This is a genomic window from Streptomyces sp. NPDC048461, assembly GCF_055587105.1.
The window spans coordinates 1-21,260 of the sequence record NZ_JBVJGW010000014.1; the positions used below are offsets into that span (position 1 = coordinate 1).

Here is a 21,260-nt window from a genome sequence, read left to right on the forward strand (position 1 = left end):
GGCCGCCCCACGCCCGCCCCCCCCGCGCCGGGCCGGGGGGGGGGGGGCGGGGGGGCCCCCCGGGGGGGCCCCCCCCCGCCGCGCCCCCCCCCCCCCGGCCCCGGCCCCGGGGCGGGCGCCCGGCCCCCCACGACCGCCGCCCGCGGGACGGTCAGCCGGCGGCGGGGCGACCGCGGGCGGGCGGGCTCAGACTCCAGTCGAGGCGCCGGCGGAAGTACACCAGGGGCTCGGCCTCCGCCACCGCGCAGTCGACGACCTCGCCCACCACGATCACGTGGTCGCCGTGCGGGAGCAGCACGGCCGTACGGCACTTCGCGTAGACCGGAACGCCGGCCAGCCGGGGAACGGGCCCGTCCCACTCCCACAGCACGTCGGCGAACTTGTCCTCGGAGCTGCCCGCGAAGGTGCGGGCCAGGGCGGAGTGGGTCCGGGCCAGCAGGTGGACGCCGAACTGCCCGCCCGGCGCCGCGGCGAGCTCCCGGCAGGTCCGCGAACCGCCGGCGAGCGCCACCAGGATCGACGGCGGGGCGGCGCTGTAGGAGCAGAGGGACGACACGAGCAGTCCGCAGGGCCGCCCGTCGTCCCGGCGGGCGGAGAGGACCGCCACCCCCGACACCAGCCGGGACATCGCCTCCGTGAACCCGCCCGCCGGGCCGGCTCCCCGGCCCTCGTCCCGGCCGGGGTCCTGGGCGCGTGCGCGTTCCCGCCGCTGCTTCTCCTGCTGTCGGAGGTCCATCCGGCCCCCTATGCGTGAGCGCGCTCGGCCGCGCGCAGGCAGGTCTCCCGACGGCTCCGCGCCTCCGAGTCGTCGGTGACGGCCAGGACGGCCTCGAAGTCGGCCACCGCCCGTTCGAAGCTGCCCGCCGCTTCGTGCACCACGCCCCGGTTGAACCGGAAGTCGGTCCGGCCTTCGAGCTCCACCGCACGGTCGAAGTCGGCGAGCGCCCCGGCCAGGTCGCCTTCCTGGTAGGCGAGTTCGGCCTTGATCGCCCAGGCCTCGGCCAGCCCGGGGTCCAGGCGCAGGGCCTCCGCCAGGGCCGCGTGCGCCTCGGCCGTCCGGCCGTCCTCGCTCCACAGGCGTCCCTGCAGGCAGAGCAGGTGAGGGTGTTCGGGGTCGAGCCGCAGACCGGCCGTCACGTCCTCCATCGCGGCCCGGTCGTCGCCCCGGTCGGCCAGCAGGCCCGCCCGGGCGAGCAGCGCCTCCAGATGGCCGGGTTCCAGTTCCAGGGTCCGGTCGAAGTCGGCCAGCGCCCCCTCGGCGTCGCCGAGTTCCAGCAGGGCCTCGCCGCGGTTGTAGTGCGCCTCGGGGAAGGGCGGTTCCAGGGCCAGCGCCCGCTCGTAGTCGGCGATGGCCTCCTCGACGCGGCCCAGGCGGCGCAGCATGCTGCCGCGGTTGAAGTAGTGGTCGGCGAAGTCGCTGTCCGCGTCGATGATCGAGGCGTAGTCGGCGAGCGCCTCCTCCAGCCGGCCGCTCATGCCGTTCACCTGGGCGCGGTTGTAGCGCAGGCCCACGCGGTGCCACGTCCGCTCGCTGATGCCCAGTTCGCGGTCCAGCCGCTCGATCCCCTCGTCGAGCAGCCGCAGCGCCTCGTCGGGCCGGCCGGCCCTGACCTCCACCAGGGCGAGCCCGTTGCGGTTGAACACCGAGTAGAACGCGCGCTCCTTGAGGTCGGGCAGCAGGTCCGAGATCGCGATGGCCTGGTTGACGTAGGCCCTGGCCCTCCGGTCGTCGCGCAGTTCGGGCGGGAAGTGGCGGGCGTAGAGCATGCCCGTCTCGTAGGCGAGGGCCATGTGGTGCTTGGGCACGGCGGTCGCCGCCCGGGCCTCCTCCTGGACCGCGGCCGACTCCTCCGGCCGTCCCGCGGCGGCCAGGCAGACGCCCGTCTCCCGGGTGAAGGGCCACCAGAGGTCGGGGCGCGTGACGGGACCCGCCCGGTGGCGGCCCTCCTCCCCCATCTCGGCCGCGGCGTGGTAGAAGCCGAAGTACTTGCAGCGGCCCTGCGCCCACCTCAGGGCGTCGAGGCCGGCGCCGTCGCCGTCGCTGCCCCGCAGCAGGTGGTACGGCAGGGCGCCCAGCTTCAGGGACGGTTCCGCCTCCGCCCGGGCGGCCAGTGCCGCGGCCCTGCGGTCGTGCAGGCCGGCGCGCTCCTCGTCGCCGAGCGCCCGGTACGCGGCGTGCAGCGCGGGGTCGTCGTCGGTGCACTCCCCCTCGACGTACCGGGTGGCCGCCCGGAGCGGCGTCTCCGTACGGGCGTCCGCGCCGTGGGACCCGGGACCGGACGCGGCGCCGGGGCGGTGGATGCGGGTGGTCCGGGTCGCGAGTTCCGCGGGGAGGGAGACCGACGGCATGCCGGGCGGCTCGGCGAGGGCGTCCGTGTCGGTGCCGATCACGAGGGTCAGCAGCTCGGCGGGGATGCGCCGCAGCGCGGCGGCGAGGAACTCCCGGTCGGTGACGTCGGCGTGGTGGACGTTCTCCACCACGAGGGTGCGCGGACCGTCGCCGGCCCCGGGCAGCGCGGCGAGCAGGAAGTCCACCAGGCCGTGCGCGACCCGCAGCGAGTGCAGCCGGGCCGGGTACCTGGTCGCCTCGCCCGGCGCCTTCGCGTTCTGCTCCAGCGCCCGCTCCTTCGGCGGCACCAGGGGTGCCAGCTCCGGCGTGCTCTCCTGGAGTTCGATGTAGTGGCGGGCGGCCAGCTCCGGCTGCCGGCGCAGCGCGTCCGGCGCCACCTGCCGCAGCAGCTCGCCGGCCGCCGTGTAGGGGCCCCGGAGGCGCCGGTGCGCGTCCACCACCGTCAGCGGGGAGGGCAGTCCGAGGCCGGCCCGCAGCCGGTCGCGCTCGCGGCGCCGGGGGGCCGATATCCAGTAGTGGCCGGTCATGAACGTACCTTTCGCGGGGGCCGACGGGGGCACGCGTCAGTCGATGACGTGGTGGGTCCTGGACCGTCGGGCGCGCACGCGTTCCCTGGCGGCGATCCAGAGGGTGAGGGCGATCTGGCCGAAGGTCAGGAAGAGGAAGGCCGAGGAGTCCAGGAGCTCGGTCCAGCTCGATCCCTCCCCGGCGCCGAAGCGGTCGAGCGCGCCGGAGACCATCCGCACGAAGACCGGGGCGAGCGCGAGCACGAAGGTGCCCAGGCTGACGGTGTAGCCGGCCACGATGAGCCAGGAGTACCAGCGTGCCGCCCGGCGGTCCACCGGGTGCCACTGGGACTCGTCGGCCAGCCGGTCGGTCCGCCCGGTCCACCGCAGGAACCGGTTGCGCAGCAGGCGGACGGAGGTGGTGTGCAGGTCCACGCAGCCGAGCAGGGTGGTGATCAGTACGTAGACGTCGGTGCGGAGGTAGAGGAAGAACTGCCACAGCAGGCGCAGCAGGGCGGCGAAGGCCAGCCCGAGGCACACCCGGCTGGTCATTGTTTCGGCCCCGCCGGGGCCCCGGGACACGTCCGCCACCGTGATGAGCAGGCCGAGCAGGACGCAGTCGGCGACCATTCCGGCCACGATCGGCAGGTAGCGCTTCCTGCGCTCGACGGCGACCAGGCCGTCCAGTGCCGTCTCGACCACCAGGAAGTAGAAGCGGTACGACAGGCGGGTCCGCGAGCGGACGCCGAGCCGTCGTGCGGCCAGGGCGTGGAACGCCTCGTGCACGGCGATGAGGGGCACGGCGGCGACCAGCAGCACGAGGCTGATCACCGCGTAGTAGTCGCTGAACAGCAGGTCCTCGGCCGTCGGTACGAGGTCCGGGGACTGGACCGTGCGCAGCAGCGCCCACGCCACGACGAGGGCGTAGCAGACCCAGGCGAGCGGCGAGAACATCGCGCGGCCGAGCCGCTGCCAGCGCACCGGCTCCGTCCGTGCGGGCTCCTCGCCGTCCTCGCGGACGAACCCGAGCTCGCGCAGGGCTCCGATGATGTCCTCGACGTCGACCTGCTCGCCGTATTCGGCGGCGTACCAGTCGGCGGCCTGCGCCGGTGTGGCCCCGTCCGCCAGGCGGCGCACCAGGTGGGCCCCGTCGGCCGGGAAGATCGCGTAGGAGTCCGTGTCGGGCCGCCCGATGGTGACGTCGTCGCCGTCCTCCAGGTAGACCAGCGTGTGGAACGGCAGCGGCGTGTCGGCGGCGCTGCGGATGCCGTGCTCCGGCATGGGGTCTCCCTCGGCTTCCGGTCCGGACCCGGCACGGGCGGGTGACCGCCTCCCCGGGAGGCGCCGTCGTGCCGGGCGGCGGCCTGAGTCGCCTCGGGCTGCCCGCAGGCACGACGGCGCCGCGGCCCTGGCGTGCTAGGGGCCAGGGCTCAACTGATCGAGGATCAGTTGGGGTTGGTGTAGACGCTGCAAGCAGACGAGGTCAGGCGGACCGGACCGGCCTTGCGTACCTGGATCTTCTTCATTCAGGACACCTCCTTCAACCAGTGGGTGATGCGGACGGGCCCATCCTGGCGAGGGCCGCCATCGTTTCCCCAAAGGCCTGCCAAACGCGTGGGGGCGGCGGGCGCGGCCGGCCCGGAGGCCGTGGGCGGCCGGGTCGCGTGGTTCCCGGGGGCAGGCGGCGGCCGGGGAGCACGACGATGGGCACATTTCCGTGCGGAACATGGCAAAAGCCAAGGGCTTTCCAGCCCATTCCTTTACCGGACGGGAGGTGTCGGCCCGCCCGCTGCGGCTACCATGGGATGCACTTCGGACACACTGCGTAGTGGAGGCGTAATGCTGGGTCTGGTTCCCGGCGCCAAGCCCGATCAGGGCGGGAGCGCCCTGGGACTCGGCGAGATCAGTGCGAATCCCTGGGTCTTCAAGTGCATGGGGCGCCGCTACAGCGCCTCGAAGTCCGGGGGCGCCGTCGTCATCCAGGACATCACCGACATCACGCGGCCGTTCCCCGTCGGCAGGGCAGAGCCCTCCTCCGACCTGCTGTGGAGCGTCCGGACCCCCCGCGGTCGGCTCGCCGGCCGCACCGGCGGCACCCTGCACGCCGTCGCGGCGCTCCGGGAGGCCGCCCTGCCGCCCGGCGGCCCCTTCCCCGGGGCCTGACGGGGCGCCTGACGGGGCACCTGACGGGGCGTCTGACGGCCCCAACGGGCTGCGGCTCAGGGCGACTGCGGCCCGGCGCCGTAGCGCCGGCCGTCGAAGAGCAGGCGTACGGGTTCTCCCGGGCCGGTGCCGTACCGGCGGGGCGGACGCCCCGGCGAGGTGACCTCGATGGTGAGGCCGAGGGCCTTCGCCGCGGCGGCCACGTCGGCCGGGCCCGCCAGCAGCCAGCGCAGGTGCTGCTCGGGGGTGAGGCCCAGCTCCTGCACGCTCAGCGAGCCCCCGAGCAGGACCGCGTGCGCCGCCTGACCGGCGGTCAGGACCACGTCCACGGCAGCGAGATCCGCCACGGGGACCGGGTGGCGGCGGTCGAGCAGACGGCGGCCGTGCTCGTCACCGAGCGCCGCCAGCAGCGCCGCCGCGAAGCCGGCCTGGTCGGCTGCCCGGAGGGCGGGCGGCTCCCCCCGGTCCGGCGGGATGCCGGTGAACTCGGGTTCCACCGAAGGGGATTCCGACGCCCCGGCAGACCGGGGCACGCCGGATGGGGGCTCGACGGATGGGGGCTCGGCAGACGGAGTCGCGGTGGGCGGGTCGACCGGCAGCGGGGTGGGCGGGGCCGGCCGCGTGCGGAGTGCGGGGGCCGCGACGGCGAGACGGTAGTGGCGGTCGTCCAGGACGAGGACGACGTGGGGGCGCCGGGCGTCCGGGTCGTCGACGAGCCCGTGGAGGCGGCCGGAACCGGCCCGGCTGCCGGGAGCGAAGGTCTGGAAGCTCCCGTCGCCCCGCACCACCGTCACGTCGACGCCGAAGGTGCGGGCGGCGAGGAGCGGGAGCAGGTCGGCGGCGGAGTGGTCCCAGCCGGCGCCGTCGTCCGCGTCGCCGGGCCGGACCAGTTGCGCGGTCGCGAGGGCGGCGCGGGCGCCGTCGTCCAGGGCGGCGGCGTGCGGGACGACGCCGAGCTGGTCGAACTCCCGGCGGCCGGGCGTACCGGCGGCGAGGTCCGGGGCGGGCCCGGTCGCGTCGGCCTCGGCGGCGGTGAAGACGTCGGTGTCGTCCGGGGCGACAACGGCGAGGAGGTCCGCGTCGGCGGGGTCGGTCAGGCGGGCCGCGAGGAGCCGGCGCAGGGCCCGGGGGGTCAGCGGGTCGGCCGGGTCGATGCCGTGCCGCGCCAGGAGGGCGGGCGCGGTCCTGGCCAGCCCCTCGGCGAGCGCGTGGAAGAAGGCGTCGCCGTCCCGGGGCACCTCGTGCACGGTGTACGCGACCCCCTCGGGCGAGGTCAGCCGGGCGCCGTCGGTGGACGGCGCGTAGCGGGGGCGCGCGGGCCCGGTCGTGGCGGGCACCGGCGGCCCCGGCGGGGCCGTGTGGGTGACCGGCGCCGGTTCCGCGAGGCCGCCGAGGCGTCGGCGCCCCTCGGCGGTGGCGTTGAGCTGGTGCCAGCGGGTGAGCCGGTCGGTGGCGGTGCGCACCCGGCCGAGGTCGGCGGCGGCGGCCTCCGCGGTCCGGGCGAGGGCGTCCAGTTCGGCCCGGCGGGCGTCGAAGGCCCGGTCGGCCGCGGTGGACCGGCCGGTCGCCCGGTCGAGGGCGGCGCGGGCGGCGGCGTCGGCGCGCACGGGAGCGGTGAGCCGGCGGGCGGCGGCGCGCTGCCGGGCGGTGGTTTCGGCCAGCCGCCGCTCGGCTCCGGTCCGCAGCGCGCCGGCGGTCCGCCGGGCCCGCGTCGTTCCGGGCCCGGGGACGGCGGCCCCCGGGGCGTCCGTCGCGGGGGCCACGGCGGTCCGGGACCCCGTCGAGGACTCCCCGCCGTGCCCGGACGTCACGTCGGCCCCGCCCGCTCGCGACGGCTCCGACACCGGCCGCACTCCGGGTCCGGGGGCCGTCCCCGCCGGCCCGGACGTCCCCGCGACCGCGCCCGGGACCCGGGCCTCGGCGGCCGCGAGTTCGCCCGTGGCCGTGTCGTGCAGGGTGCGGGCGGCGGCGATCCGCCGGCCCGCGGCGAAGCGGAGTGCGGCGGCGGTGCGCCGGGCGGTGGCCAGCCCCTCCTCGGCCTGCCGCACGGCGTCGGGGTCGGGCCCGTCGCCGGGCAGGGCGGCCCAGCCGTGCAGGGCCTCCAGGGCCTCGCGGGCGGCGTCCTCGCCGGCCCGGGCGGTCCGCCCGGCGCGTACGGCGTCGGCCTCGGCGCGCAGCAGGGCGGTGGAGGCGCCGTCCAGGGCATCGGCGGCGGCGTCGAGGCGGGCCGCCGCCGCGCGGTCGCGCACGGCGTCGGCCTCGGCACGGGCGAGGGCGGTGTCGGCGGCCTCGGCCGCGTCCAGGAAGGGGGCGAGCCGGCGGGCGGCGGCCCCGGCGGCGGAGCGGGCGGGGACGAGCGCCGCGCGGGCGGCCTCCCGGGCCTCGCGCAGTCCGGCCGAGGCGCGGCGCTTCTTCCAGTACGCCCGGTCCGCCTCGGTCCACGCCTTGGCCGCACTGCCGACGGCGTCCCAGGCGGCGGAGAGCCGGTCGGGGAAGGTGGTGTCGTCGATCAGGCCGAGTTCCCGGGCGACGTCGTCGCGGATCCAGGCCAGGGCGTACGTCTGCGAGGAGACGGCCTTGGGGCCGCGCGGCGGGTGGCCGAAGGCTCCGGCGAGGAACCTGCCGAGGCCGCTGTCCTTGATGCCGCGGTGCACCTCGGCGACGCTCAGCCAGTCGGTGGGGACGGCGAACAGGAAGGCCCGGCCCGTCTTTGGCTTGATGTTGAGCGAGGAGAGCTGCTCGGCGCCGACGGGGGCGCCGTCGCCGTCGGCCGCGTACGGGCCGGTGGCGGTCGCGGCGAGCTGGTTGAGGCCGGTGTCCTCGCTGCGGATCGCGACGCCGCCGCCGAACGCGGAGTCCTGGGCGTGCTCGTGGCCCGCGGAGGTGCCGACGCCCTCGGCGCTCTCGCGCAGGACTTCGAGCTTCTTGCCGTCGGCGACGGTCAGCAGGACCGCCCGGGAGAAGTCGGGCTTCGCGTGCAGGGAGAGCCGGGCCGACGCGGTGCCGGCCGGGTCGCGGTGGGTGAGTCCCGGGACCTCGTACCCGGTCGGGGCGAGGGCCTGGTCGTAGAAGGTGGACAGGGCGGTGTTGGTGGTGCCGTCCTCCAGGGTCTGCGCGGCCCCGCCGCCGGGCCGGGTGAGGGCCGTTCCGGCGGCGCGGCGGAGCAGTTCCGTACGGCGTGCGGGGGTGGTGCCGGGGTCGTCCAGGCCGGCGAGGGCGATGCCGTAGGACTCGGCGACGGCGCGCCGGCCGGCTTCCCGGACGTGTTCGAGGCCCACGATGCGGCGGACGTGGAAGCCGTTCTCGGGGAAGGTGAACGGCCGGGCGGTGCCGTCCCCGTGGAGGGTGTCGGGGCCCAGCAGTTCCGGGCGGGGGCCGGACCGCGGGCGGGTGGCGACGGTGAGGTCGGGCGGTGCGAGCCGGGGGTCGGGCGCGGGGTCCGCCGGGTCGGGGTCCGGGGCCATCAGGCTGAGCGGGACGTGCTCGCGGAGCTCGCCGACGGCTCCGGTCTCGGTGATCCGCTGCCTGCCGGTGAAGCGGCGCAGCGCGGTGCCCGGGGCGGCGGGAGCGCCGTCCCCGCCGGGGGCGCCCGTGGGCTCGGGGGCGTCGTCGAACTCCAGGGTGAGGCGCAGCCGGTAGGGGGTGGTGGTCTCGGCGTGCGGTTCGGTCGACGCCGCCCGGTAGGTGGTCGCGGTGGAGACGGAGCGGGCGGCCGAGACGGTCCGGCGCGAGGTCCCCGTCTCGCTGTAGGTGGGTCCGGCGGCGACGGCGGTGGCGTCGCCGGTGTGGACGCCCTCGCCGACGAGTACGCCGATGTCCCGGCCGGAGGTGAAGTCGGCCCCCTCCTGGCGGGTTTCGACGGCCCGCCGGTTCTCCTCCCGCTCGGTCCCGTGGTCGAGCATCCGCAGGACGGGCGTGCCGGGCAGGAGTTCCACCCGTACGCGGGCCCGGCGGCTGCCGATCCGTACGCCGCCCCACCCCCAGCCGCCGCTCCTCGTCGGCAGGCTCGTGCCCGTCCCGGTGGATTCCCGGTGCAGGGCGCGCAGGACGCGCGAGGTGACGTGCCGCCGGACGGCCTCCTGCGCGTCGTCGTCGAGGCCCAGGCCGCGGACCTTCGTCTGGAACGCGGCGAGCACGTCGGTCGGGTCCAGGGTGTTGACGGGGTACGTGCCGGAGGTGTTGCCGTGCGTCCAGGGCTGGGGGGACCAGCCCCGGCCGGTGTAGCGGGGCACCTCCCCCATGCCGTCGTCGAGGAGTCCCAGCAGGTGGGCGCTCTTCTCGGGCACGTGGGCGAGCCAGCCTCCGGGCACGGAGGTGACCGAACCGGCGGCGCCCGCGAAGGAGGAGGGGACGAGGGGGAGCCGGGCCGCGGTGGTGCCGAGCATGCTGGAGACCATCGTGGCCCAGTGCTCGACCGTGCCGGTGACCAGGACCTGGTGGCCGAAGCTCTTGAGGTTGAGGTCGGCGACGACGCTGCGGGTGAGCGTCAGGGTGCGCTGGGAGCTCTCGGACCAGGGGTTGACGACGAATCCGTAGGTGCCGAGGGGCCCGTGGGCGTGCGTGTGGGGTTTGGCGTAGGTGAGCTGGCCGCCGAAGGAGTGCGTGACGCTGCGCCCGGTCCTGCCGGACGCCTGGGTCGCGCTGCCGAGGACCATCTCGGTGTCCATCTCGACCGGTCCCGTCAGCGCGTGGACACCGCGGACCGCCGCGTGGTGCCGGAAGGTCCCCCACAGGGTGCCGTACGGCGGTTTGCCCATCAGCCCGGCGAGGGCGAAGCCGAGCGGGCCGGAGCTCTGGTCGAAGTTGGCGGTGGCGTACTGCGGCTGGAAGGCGCGCAGGACGGCCTCGCGGGCGGGCGCGCCCTCGTGGCCGAACTGCCAGGACCCGCCGGAGGCGGTGTGCAGGACGTCCTCGACGGCGGCGGTCAGCCCGGGCGGCACGAGGACGGTGACGGTGAGGAAGGGGTGGTGCTGGAGGTCGCGGAAGAGACGGTCGCCGCGCGGGTACGAGCGGCCCCCGGCGTCGCGCGCCGTGAGGTTCCCGGTGGCGAGGGCGTGTGCCCGGGCCGGGGACATGGCGGTGGTGTCCGCCGGGCCCGCGAGGGACCGGTAGGGGTTGGGGGCTCCGGAGCGGTGCGGGTCGACGGCGGGGGCGTGCCGGTCGGGAACGCTGATCAGCACCTGCCCGGTGAGCGGGCCGCCGCGGACCGGGAGGCCGTCCGCTCCGGTGCCGACGAGCGGGGTCCGCGGGGTCCGGAAGACGAACGGCTGCGTGCCGAGCAGGCCGAGGGTGGCGACGCCGCGCAGCACCCCCCGGAAGCGCCAGTATCCGCCGTGGTCGACGCTCAGCGCGAGGTCGTAGCGGTAGAGGTGGGAGGGCTTGGTGCTCACCGACATCGGCTCGTTGGTGGCGGCGGAGCCGTAGCCGGATTCGGATTCGTGCTGGACCGTGGAGCGCCAGCCGAGGGAGAGGACTCCGGCGTTGTCGGGGGCCCCGATCGCCTCGCCGGCGCCCGGGTCCGGATCGCGGAAGGCGAGTTGGAGGTCCGCCCCGCCGCCCGCGGTCCGCTTGCGGCTCTCCTGGCCGTCCGTCCGCTGGCTGCCCGGGGCGCTGTGCCGGAGTTTCAGGTCGTCCTGGCGGCCCTCGTAGCGCCGGTTGGTCAGTTCGCCGCGCACCAGGATGAAGCGGTGGCCCTGGCCGAGGGTGCCGGGTTCGGTGAGCCGGACGCGGATGCCGGTGGTGGTCAGGGCCTCCAGGCCGGCGGCGAGGCTGAGGTGGGAGAGGGCGGAGAGGACCGCCAGCGTGTTGGACAGCGCGGTCTGGTAGGCGTCGGCGTCGTCCCAGCGGGCGGCGGGGCGGGGCGGGCCGAACGGGGCCGCGGCCCCGGTGGCGGCTCTGGCGCGGGCGAGGAGGCCGCGCCGGACGGGCGGCGCGAGCCGGTCGAGGGGGGCCACCATCCCGGGGTGGGTCTGCGCGAGGGCGGCCAGGACGGTGTCGGCGAAGGCGTCGAGGAGCGTACGGGGGCGGCCGTCGGCATCGCGGGTGCGGCGGCCGTCGGCGTGGGCGAACTCCTCGACGCGGTGCATGCCGAGGGTCGGCGGCCGGTCGGGGGTCAGGTAGGCGGGCGCGTACGGCTCGGGCACGCCGTGACGCAGCGGGAGGGTGGTGCCGTCGTCCCAGCCGGCGAGCCTGCGGGCCTCCGTACGGGTCATCCGGTCCAGGCTCCAGGTGGCGAAGCGCTCGGCGGGGGCGCCGCTGCCCGCGTGCCGCACGTAGACCGTCTTGCGGACCAGGTACAGGCCGGTCGGAGCGCCCTTGACCTGGCCGGAGGTCTTGAGCCCGCCGGAGCCGCCGAGGGCGGTGCCGCGGGAGACGGAGAACAGGTAGCGGAAGGCGGGCCCGAACTGGAGGCGGAGGTTCAGCGCGCCGTCGCCGAGGTCGAGGAAGTTGAAGGCCGGGCCGAGCACGCCGTCGATGCCGAATCCGGCGGTCCTGGTCAGGGACCGGTCGTTGCGGACGGTGGAGGTGGCGATGTCGCGCAGTTCGGCGTCCGGGGTCTCCGCGACCAGGGTGGCCCGGAGGGGCACCACGCGCTCGACCACGAAGACGCCGAGCGGGGTGCGCCTGCGGTCGTCCGCGAACAGGGGGGCGGTGGCCAGCCGTCCGGCGGCCAGCATCCGGGCGTGGCGCTGGAAGGACTCGCCGGAGAAGAACGCGTCCAGCTCCTGGTGGGCGGAGCTCCCGGGGGCGGCGCCGATCACGCCCGCGGCCCAGTCCCGGATGCGGGTGACGGGCCCGAAGCCCTCGGTGCGCACCAGCCGGTACTGGGTGTCGTGGTCCATCGCGATCGAGCGGGGTATCCGGCCCGGCGCGGTCGGCTTCGCCGCGCTGTCCGGCAGCCGCAGGGCGAGTCCGTCGCGCACGGCGAAACCGGTGTGGGCGGCGCGGGCCGGTCCGGCGGTCCCGGCCGGCGGCGGCTCGGTGACGACCCGTCCGTCGGCGTCGGTGACGCGGAGCGTGAGGTGGAGGTCGTCGAGGTGGACGTGGGAGCCGTCGAGGGTGCGCGTCTCGGCCTGCGCGGTGGCCTGGTCGCTCTGGCCGTAGCCCACCTTGGTGCCGAATCCGCCGCGCAGGGCGAGCCGGCCGAAGCCGCCGAAGGCGGCGGCGGAGGACGGCCCGAGGAACGGCCCGCCCAGGCCGAGTTGGGTCGAGGACTGCACGCTGCTGTTCCGCCCGGCCTGGACGGTGGCGCGGTCCATGGTGTCGAGTTTGGTGGGGCTGCCGTACGTGTCGGCGAACCGCTCCCAGTTCCCGTAGTGGCGGGCGGTGACGTGCAGCACCCGCGGCTCACCGGCGCTGTTGGTGTACGGCAGGGCCAGCCCGCCGATCAGGGCGCGGGGCCGCTGCCGCAGGGCCGTGCGCAGGTCCGCCACCGGGCCGGTACCGGCCGGGGAACCGGGCTCGGGCTCCCTGGGCCGCAGCGACGGAATGCTCCGCAGCAGGCTCTCCGCTTCGGCGGCGATCAGGTCGGGTCCGCGCAGGACGAGGCTGCTCTGGCCGAACGTCGCGGGCTGGGAGAGGAGTTCCTCCATCAGGTCGGCGGGGGCGTCCACCAGCAGGGAGGCCAGGTCGTCGATGTACGCGGGGATGCCGCTCCCGTCCGCGAACCGGGTCCGCCCGCCGCGGTTCGCCGGGGCGGCGGCGCCCCGCTCCAGCCGGGGCGGGCGGGTGCCGTCCAGGCGGTTGCCGGTGCCGGTGCGGCTGTCGGCCGCGGCGGTGGGGGCGGGGGGTGCGGGCACGGCGGCGGAGGTGGAGGCCGTCGGCACGGGCACGGGGACGGGCGGTGGCACGGGCACGGCCGCGACGGCCTGTTCCCCCGGCCGGGGGGCGCGCGGCTCGGCGCCCCGGGGACCGCCGACCGTACGGATCGGCCGGGGCGGGGAACCGGCGGCCCGGTCACCGGCCGGAGGCTCGGCGAGGTCGCCGACGTGGGCGGCGAGGAGGCTCAGGTGGCGGCCGCGCAGCCCTGCCTGCGGGAGCCCGGCCGGAGCGGGCCGGGTGTAGTCGCCGAGCAGGCTGCCGGGGATGTCGGGCCGCCGGGTGGCGTCGTCGCCGCCGCGGGCCTCGTCCCGCAGGCCGAGCTGGTGCGCGATCTCGTGGGCGTAGTCGACCGGTTCCGCGTCCGCCCACCAGGCCGTACGGGTCATCGGCACGTCGCGGCCGGCGAGGGTGACGGCGAGCCCGTTGGGGTGCGGGTCCTGCGCCGTCTGCTCGACGGTGACGTGCAGCCGGTCGCCTCCCGGCAGGCGGTGCCCCGGCGTGTTGAAGTACGCCTCGACGCCCTCGCGCACCGCGTCCCAGACGTGCGGCGGCAGGCCCGCCGGGCCGGTGGCGACCCGGACGGTGAGGTCGGTGACCCACTCGCCGTCGTACGCGACCCGCCGGACGTCGAACAGGGACCGCACCACGTACTGGGTGGTCTCGCCCGGCCGCTCGGGGTCGGCGGGGGTGGACACCGGGTCGACCCAGGTGTGCGCGCGGGTGACCGGTGGCGCTTGCGCCCGCGCGGCCTCCCAGGCCGCGTTCCCCGTCAGGGGGACCGCGGTGGGGGCGTGGGGGGACGCGGCCCCCGTCCCGCCGGATCCGCCCTCGGCTTCCGCCGCCCGGGAGGCGTCCTCCGCCTCCGTTGCTGCCGCCTCCGCTTCTGCCTCCGCCTCTGCCTCCGCTTCTGCTTCTGCTTCTGCCTCCGACGGCGCCCGGTCGGCGTCCTCCGCCCCCGGTCCGGGCGCGGGCGCGCCGCGGTCCCGGCCGCCCTGGGAAGGGTTCGGTGCCGTGCGGGCGTCCGCGCTCGGCGGCGCCGGATCGGCCGCTGCGGGCTGCGGGATGCCGGGCCCGTCGGCAGCCGCACCGTGCTGCTCCGCCCTACCGTCCCCGTGCGCCGTACCGTCCTCCTCCGACGACTCGGGCGTACCGTCCGGTGCCGGGTAGGCCTGCCTGCGCGCCGTGTGGTCAACGGTGTCGGGGAGGCCACCGGTGCCGGAGAGGGCCCCGGGGCGCCCACCGGAGGCGCCCGGCAGGTCGTCGCCCGAGGCGCCCGAGGTGCCCGAGGTGCCCGGCAGGTCGTCGCCGGGTGTGTCGGCGTACATGCCGGAACCAGAGGCCCGCGGACCCGGGAGGGCGGCCGGCGCCGCCGGCGGGACGACCGGGGGGAGCACCGCGGTGCCGGGGCCGGTGCTCGAAATGCCGTGCAGGGCGCCCCCGGCCCCGTACGGACCACGGCCTGGACCGGAGCCGGGACCGGGACCGGAGCCGGCTCCGCTGCCGGAACCCCCGTACTCCGCCGGGACGTTCGACGCGAGGACGCGGGCGGGCGGACCGGGCGGCGCCGGCGCCGGAGGGGTGCGCGTCCACGCCGGTGGCGGGGGCGCGGCCGGCGCGGTGGCCGCCGGGCCGGACCCGGTCGTGACCCGTGGCGCGGAGGACGCCGGCTGCACGGAGGACGCGGGCGGGGCGGCGGGGAGCGCGGTCGGCACGCGCACGGTCGGGGCGGCCGGGCCCGAACCGCGCGGCCCGCCACCCGTGCCCGAACCCCGGTGGTGCGCGGACCGGTTGACGGTGGAGGGATCTCCGGCGCCGGGGTCGGTGAAGTACGTCTGGTGCAGCCACAGGCCCCCGGCCCCCACGGCGCCCCCGGCCACGGTCTCGAAGACCGAGCTCGTGCCGGAGCCGACGAAGGTGTCCCAGGAGAAGTCCCAGGTCCCTTCGAAGAGCCCCTGGACCAGGGTCTCGCCCGCGGACTCGCTGACCGCGCCGACCACGAACGCCTCCGCCACGTCGTTCACCCCGTCGAGGAGGGCCGTGAACCGCGGGTGGTCCTTGACGAACCGGTCGAAGTCGTCGAAGGAGTTCTTGAACCAGTTCCGGAAGTGGTCGGCGGCGCCGCCGAGCGCACCGCCGAACAGGCCCACGACCGCGCCGAACGCCGCCGACTTGCCGACGTCCTTCCAGTCGATCCCGTCCGGTCGGCGGCCGCCCGGATTCAGGGCGATCTGGGCGAGCCGCACGGCGAGCGTCTGGAGGGCCTCCTCGACGGCCCCGGTGAGGCTGGGGGCGAGGTGCGTCATGCGCAGCAGCCGGTCCACGACGAGCAGGACGGCGAGCCTGCTCCGGGCCCGGGCGAGCGCCATCTGCGTCACCGACGTGCCGCCGGTGATCGCGGCGAGGGCCGCCAGCAGGGCGAGTTCGACGAGGAGCGCGACGATCTCGGCGATGATCTCCCACTTGGCCTGCTGGATGTTCATCGAGTGGTCGACCTGGCCCCGGGCGATGTCGTCGAGCCGGTCGGCCATCGCGTCCAGGTGGTCCACTCCCCCGTCGTCGGTGAGCAGCGACAGCCCCCGGACGTAGCGGTCCGCCACCTCGTCCGGCAGGGCCGTGGACGCCTCGGCGATGGAGAGGCGGATCTCGTCGCGCAGGTCCCTGATGCCCCGGCCGAACCTCAGGTACAGCTCGCGGCTCTCGTAGGCGAGGTTCTCCCGGGCCTGGACCGGCATCTCGCCGATCAGGATCCAGAGCATCCGCCGGACGTCCTCGGGGAAGTCGAGCTCCTGCATCTGACGCTCCGTCTGCGGTGCACGAGGGTCCGGGGCTCCGGTCGTCGCGCCCGCGGCGTTCGCGCCGCCGACCGGTCCGGCCCGGCCGATGCTAGGACGGCGGGCGGCCGGACACCCAACACGAATTGCCGGGTACCTCCGCTTCGGTCCGGTTTCGCCTCCGGGGCGGGGCAAGTGTTCCGGGGCCCTTTCCCCTGGCTTCAGCCCACCCACCCCGGGGCGCCGCCCACCCGTCCGGAACCGGCCCCGGACGCACCCGTGCCCCGGGCGGTGGCCGCCCGGGGCACGGTCGTCGCGTCAGCCGCCCTCGGGGGGCGGCAGCCGGATCAGGAGAAGGACCACACGTGGTCGTCGCGCCTGTTGCACTCGAAGATCGTCAGCCGGGCGTCCTTGCCGCCGCTGCCGTAGTACCCGGAGACGTCCAGGCACCGGCCGGCGCTGGAGTGGCTGCGGATCCAGAACTTGCCGTCCGACCGCTTGTCCAGGTACCAGAGCTGGTTGTCGGCGCTGGTGGGACGGCAGTGGAACTCGGAGACGCCGGTGCCGGCCGGCTGTCCCGCATAGTCCGGCAGGTCCAGGCAGAGGCCGTCCTTGCTGTTGCGGATGGTGAACAGGTCCGCGCCGCCGGGACCGGCCCCGGGGCGGCTCACGACGAGGTCCCAGAGCTGGTTGTCGGCGGTGGTGGTGTTGCAGGTGAACTGGTTGACGGGACCGTCCACCGTGCCCTTGCCGTAGTTCGGGACGTCGGCGCACATGCCGGTCATGGCGTTCTTGAGCGGCACGTTCCGTACGGTGCCGAAGTTCGCGCTCTGCGGCAGCGCGCCCCCGGCACGGGCGGCGGGCTTGGCCACGGGCTTGGCGGCGGGCTCCTGCTTCGGGGCCGGCTTCGCCGGTTCGGGCGTCTTCTTCTCCTCTACCGGAGCGGCCTTCTTCTCCTCGGCCGGAGCCGCCTTCGTCTCCTTCTTCGGAGCCGGCTTCTCCGCCGCGGGCTGCTGCTCCGGTGCGGGCTTCGCCTGCCCGGTGTCCTTCTTCTCGGCGGGCACCAGGGCCGCCGGGTCCTGCTCCGGCACGACGGGGGCCGGATCCGGGGCGACCGCCGGTACGGAACGGCCCTCGCGGGCGCCGGCGTCCTCCTGGAGCGCGGCCACGGCCCGGCCCTCCTTCGGAGCGCCGCTCTTGCCCGCCTGCTCCCGGTCCTTGTCCTGACCCGGTCCGCCCTGCTCGAAGGCCTTCTTGTCCGCCCCCGCGTCCTGCGCCGACGCGGGCTGCTCCTCGGGGTCCGGCGCCTTGTCCCCGCCGGCCGCGTCCCCTCCGGTGACGGCGCCGGCGATGGTGCCGCCCCGCCCGTTGTTCCTCTTCTCCTCCTCGGGGCCCGGGTTCGGGCCGGCCCCCGGGCGCTCGGCGCCCGCCGCCTGCCGGTCGGGCTGAGGCACCGGCCGTACCTGCGGGACGGGCTTGCGGGACGGTGCGGCCGTGGCGTAGTCGTTCCCGGACTGCCCCCCGTTGGGGGCGAGGTTCTCCACGACGGTGCCGCCGACCGGCACCTCTCGGACCGACGCCGCCTGGTTGCGCTCGTCGTCGCTGCCGAGGCCGAGGAAGAGGAACGGCGTGCCGATGAGCACGGTCCCCGCTATCGCCGCCGCGGCCAGCAGCGGCCTGTTGGGCCGTCCGCCGGGGGGCTCGTCGCCCCTCGCCGCCGCGACCGCGCCGGTCGACGGCGCGGACGGCGCCGCTGCGGCCGCCGCCGGAGCGGCGGGCGCACCGCCACCGCGCCACGTGGCGGCGGCCCTCGCCACCGCTCCACCGGCGCGTGCTGCGGGGCGGGCGGCGGGGCGGGACCCGCCCCGCACCTCGGGCGCGGCCGCGGCCGGGGCGGTCCCGGCCTCCACGGCGGGTGGGGTCGTGCGGTCCGGGGAGGTCGCGGACCCCGCGGGGGCCGCCTCACTCCCGTGGGCCACGGGGCCCGGCGCGGCAACCGCCGGGGGCCGCGCCGTCCGGGACCCGCGCGGGCCGAGCGCGGCGCCGGGGTCCCCCGGTACCGCGGGCAGGACCGCCGCGAGTCGTACGGCCGGGCTCGCCATCTGCGAGCCGCCTGCTTGCTGGGGCATGGGCACTCCTCTTGCCTTGGTCGAACTGTCGGTGGCTGGCTGGTGGTACGTCGTGGTGGTACGTCGTGGGCCCCCGGGTGGGGGACCGCGGCCCTCGCGGCCTCGCGGGCCGGTCAGCCGGCCCCCTGCCCGGCCTCGTCCAGCGGTCCCGCGCACCGCTCGGGCCAGGCGAAGCCGGCCGGGGCGGCGGGCCGTCCGCGCAGCGCCTCGTCGAGACGCGCGAGCACCGCGCGGTCCTCGGCGTCCGGTGCGGCGTACCGGTCGGGCGGCGGCGCGGTGGCCGCGACGGACAGCTGGCGCAGCAGCACGAGCGGCCCGGAGCCGTCCGTCCGCACGTCGAGCACCCGGAACGCGGTGCCCGGGGCGAAGACGACCTCGTCGTACGCCGCGGACGGGCCCGCGGCGCCGAGCTGCCGCACGCGGCGGCCGGTGACCGACCAGATCGCGTACCGGGCGCTCCCGGGCTCCGGGCCCGTCGCCCCGCACGGCAGTGCGCCCACCGCGGCCGGGTCGCGCAACACCGTTCCCGGCAGCAGCAGTTCGGCAGCGCCCGATTCCGCGCCGGGTGTCGCGCCCCGCAGTGCCAGCCCCCGGAAGGACGGCATCCGCCGGAGCGCCGACGCGACACAGGCCGCGTACGGCAGGAGCCGTCCGCCCCCGGCGCGCAGGGCCCGGTCCAGCTCCCGGTGGCCGAACGGGCCGTCCGGCGGGCCGAGGTAGAGCAGCAGCGCCACCAGGTCGGCGCGCGCGGCCACCTGCTCGGCGCCCCGCAGCGCGGGCATCCGGGTCAACGTCCGCGAAACGGCGGCCGCGTGGCGCTCCCAGGCCGCCTCGGCGAGCGTACGGAACGCGGTGCGCTCGGCCTCGGTGCTGCGGTGCTCCGGCCGGACGGGCACCGGCGGCAGTGGCGCGCGGGGCGGCGCCGCCACCGGCGCCGGCGGGCGTACGGGAACGGCCCCCTCCGCCGGCGCGGCGCGCTCGGGGAGCGGGTCCGGGAGCGGCGCCGTGGTGCTCGCCGGGATCCGCGGCGGTCCGCTCTCCAGGCCGGCGCGCGGCCGGGCGGCGGGGGCCGGCTCGGCCTCCGGCTCCGGCTCCGGGTCCGGCTCCGGGTCCGGCCGGGCGGCGGGGGTCGCCGTACCCGCCGCAGAACCGGCGGGCGGGACCGCCGAAGGGGCGGACCCCGGCGTACCGCGGCCCCGAACCGGCGCCTCCGGGGACCGGCCGCGGGCCGGGGCGGAGCCCGCCGGGCTGCCGGTCGCGGACGCCGCCGATGCGGCGGCGGCGGAGGCGGCGGCGGCGGGTGCCCCGGCGGGAACGCGGGCCCCTTCCCCGGGGGCGGGCGCCTCCGGACGCTCCGGAGCGGGCGCGGTGGTCGTGACGACGGGCCGCGGGGCACTCGGCCCGGCGAGCGGCCCGGCCTCCGCCGGACCCGGCCCGGTGCCGGGGAGCGGCTCCGACCCGGCCGCCGCGAGGGAGGCCGGCCGCACGGCGGGCAGCGGGTCCGCCCCGGTCGCGGGAACGGGGTCCGGGGCGGCCGCGGGAAGCGGCCCCCGACCGGCCGGCCGCAGCGGGTCCGAGCCCGTCTGCGGAAGCGGGTCCGAACCGGCCGCTCCCGCCGGGTCCGACGCGACCGCCGGGTCCGACGCGACCGCCGGGTCCCACGCTCCCACCGGGGCCGGCTCCGGCCGGCCGGCCGGGGGCGGTACCGCTGCCGGGCGTACGGGTGCGCCGCCCGCCGGCTCCTGCGGCTCCCCGGCCCGGCGCGCCTCCGGGGACGGGCCGGAGGCCGCGCCCGCCGGTACGGAAACCTCCGGGGACGGGCCCGGGATGACCGCGGTCGGCCCCGGTGCGGCCGAGGCCGGCGTCTCCCCGGCCGGGACGGGAACCCCCGCCGGCGCGGCCCCCGCGGGGACCGGCGCGGACACCCCGGCGGGGGCGCCGCCCTCCGTACCGGTGGCCACGGGCAGCGCCGGTGCGGACCGCAGGCCGGGCGCGGTCCGCCGCACCTCGGCGGGGCGGGCGGCGGCCTCGCCCGCGCGGCCGAAGGCCGCGAAGCGGACGCTGCGCACCCCGTGCCGGGCTGCCAGGCTGCGCAGTTCGCGCCCGCCGTCCAGGGCCTTGCCGTGCACGTGCAGCCGGGCCCGGGCGCGCAGATCGGGCTCCAGCCAGTCGAGCAGCTCAGAGAGGGCGGGCCAGAGCGAGGTGTCCAGCTCCTCCCCCGGGCGTCCTACCTCGATCGCCGGACCCTCGGCGTCCACCGGGCGCGCCGCCAGGGGCGGCGCCCCTTCGTCGCGGCCGCCGACCAGCAGGCCCGCCCGGCTCACCGCGACCTGCCATCGGTCGGACAGGTGCACCACGCCCCGCTCGGCGGCTCCCCCGCCGGGCAGCGGCGGACTCCACCGCAGCAGGGTCGGCTCGGTCTCGCCCGGGGCGCAGAGCACGGAGTCGACGAACGGCTGCCAGCGCGGCGCCCCGTCGCGGCCGATGGCCATGGACCGTACGACCTCACCGGGCGCGGGGCCGGTCTCGGCGAAGAGGGGCAAGCCGCTGTAGACGACGACGCCGGCGCCCACGAGGTCGGCGGCGGACTGCCCGGCGCCCAGCACGTCCCGCCGGCCGCCGGGGGCCACGCGCAGCGCGGACCGTGCGGCCTGGGGCAGGGCGGCGACGACGTCCGACACGTCCTCGGCGCCGACGTCCTCCCCGTCCGGGCCGCCGAGCACCAGCAACGGGCCCTGGCTGTCCACCGGTACGGCGTAGCAGAGGTCGCCGGGAAGGAGCGCCGGTCCGTCTCCCGAACGGATGAGGACGCCTGCGGGTATCTCCTCGACGACGCAGCCGCCGCGCGTACGGGACGGCAGGCGGCCGGGTCCGGGCCGCCAGGCGGGGACCGGGTGCCGCAGCCCGAGCGGGACGGGGGCGGCGCCGGGCCGGAACCGCCACCAGCCGCGCTCGGCTCCGGGCGGTCCGTGGACGAAGAGTCCGCCGCCGGGGACGCAGAGCACCGTGCCGTCCGGGGCGATGACCTCCATGTCCCAGGAATCGGCGATGCGTTGGGCCACCGCGGTTCCCCCCGCCGACCGGCCGTCGCCGGAACCGGAACCCGAGCCGGCACCCGAGCCGGAGCCGGACATGACGAGCCGGACGGCGGTGGCGCCTTCTTCGGCCACCCCGTCGAGCAGGTCGCCGAGCCTCGGCCACAGGGCGGCGGCGGACCGCTCGTCGGCGCCGGCGACCACGGTGACGGTGCCGGGGGCGTCTGACTCCGCGGACCGGACCAGATCGGCGATCTCTCCGGGGCCGAGCAGCTCGTCGGAGGGCCGGCGGAGCAGCAGGACGCGGTCGTACTCCTCGATGAGGAAGTCCGCCCCGTCGGTCCCGGGATCCCCGGAGGCGCCGTCCGGCGCGGCGGCCTCGTCCCGCCGCCGGTTCCAGGGCCTCACCGGCGCTCTCCGCCCGTCGCCGCCGCGCTGCCGTCGTGGCTGGTCATCGTCATCGCTCTCGTCATGGGTCCGATCCG

At 77.4% G+C, this 21,260-nt stretch carries 7 protein-coding genes; 1 reads left to right on the top strand and 6 read right to left on the bottom strand.

What is annotated here, in order from left to right; genetic code table 11:
* Positions 1-151: 151 nt before the first annotated feature.
* Genes ACZ6S8_RS23585 through ACZ6S8_RS23595 form a run of 3 tightly spaced genes read right to left on the bottom strand, consistent with a single transcriptional unit; the run spans position 152 to position 4,137 of the window.
* A complete protein-coding gene (locus tag ACZ6S8_RS23585; RefSeq protein ID WP_469458742.1) occupies positions 152-736 on the bottom strand; it encodes a flavin reductase family protein in 585 nt (194 codons plus the stop codon).
* 8 nt (positions 737-744) lie between these two features.
* Positions 745-2,877, bottom strand: a complete 2,133-nt coding sequence (locus tag ACZ6S8_RS23590) for a tetratricopeptide repeat protein (protein WP_469458743.1) — start codon at positions 2,875-2,877, stop codon at positions 745-747.
* Between the two features lie 36 nt (positions 2,878-2,913).
* On the bottom strand, positions 2,914-4,137 hold the full coding sequence (locus ACZ6S8_RS23595) for a hypothetical protein (protein WP_469458744.1): 1,224 nt from the start codon (positions 4,135-4,137) through the stop codon (positions 2,914-2,916).
* 558 nt (positions 4,138-4,695) lie between these two features.
* Between ACZ6S8_RS23595 and ACZ6S8_RS23600 the strand changes: the two genes are divergently transcribed.
* Entirely contained in the window at positions 4,696-5,019 is a 324-nt protein-coding gene (locus tag ACZ6S8_RS23600) for a hypothetical protein (RefSeq protein ID WP_469458746.1), read from the top strand.
* A gap of 56 nt (positions 5,020-5,075) precedes the next feature.
* On the opposite strand, the gene ACZ6S8_RS23605 is transcribed toward ACZ6S8_RS23600, so the two are convergent.
* From ACZ6S8_RS23605 to ACZ6S8_RS23615, 3 genes are all read right to left on the bottom strand, one after another.
* Entirely contained in the window at positions 5,076-15,632 is a 10,557-nt protein-coding gene (locus ACZ6S8_RS23605; RefSeq protein ID WP_469458747.1) for a WXG100-like domain-containing protein, read from the bottom strand.
* Positions 15,633-15,958: 326 nt separating this feature from the next.
* The gene (locus tag ACZ6S8_RS23610) at positions 15,959-17,740 is read right to left on the bottom strand and encodes an RICIN domain-containing protein (protein ID WP_469458749.1); all 1,782 of its coding nucleotides are present in this window, start codon (positions 17,738-17,740) and stop codon (positions 15,959-15,961) included.
* 113 nt (positions 17,741-17,853) lie between these two features.
* Positions 17,854-21,183, bottom strand: coding sequence for a hypothetical protein (locus ACZ6S8_RS23615; RefSeq protein ID WP_469458750.1), 3,330 nt, complete (start codon positions 21,181-21,183; stop codon positions 17,854-17,856).
* Positions 21,184-21,260: the final 77 nt, after the last annotated feature.

Excerpts from the sequence above, each read along its gene's own strand:
- ACZ6S8_RS23590 (WP_469458743.1), bottom strand. The coding sequence starts at position 2,877 with ATGACCGGCCACTACTGGATATCGGCCCCCCGGCGCCGCGAGCGCGAC.
- ACZ6S8_RS23600 (WP_469458746.1), top strand. The coding sequence starts at position 4,696 with ATGCTGGGTCTGGTTCCCGGCGCCAAGCCCGATCAGGGCGGGAGCGCC.
- ACZ6S8_RS23595 (WP_469458744.1), bottom strand. The coding sequence starts at position 4,137 with ATGCCGGAGCACGGCATCCGCAGCGCCGCCGACACGCCGCTGCCGTTC.
- ACZ6S8_RS23610 (WP_469458749.1), bottom strand. The coding sequence starts at position 17,740 with ATGCCCCAGCAAGCAGGCGGCTCGCAGATGGCGAGCCCGGCCGTACGA.
- ACZ6S8_RS23585 (WP_469458742.1), bottom strand. The coding sequence starts at position 736 with ATGGACCTCCGACAGCAGGAGAAGCAGCGGCGGGAACGCGCACGCGCC.
- ACZ6S8_RS23605 (WP_469458747.1), bottom strand. The coding sequence starts at position 15,632 with ATGCAGGAGCTCGACTTCCCCGAGGACGTCCGGCGGATGCTCTGGATC.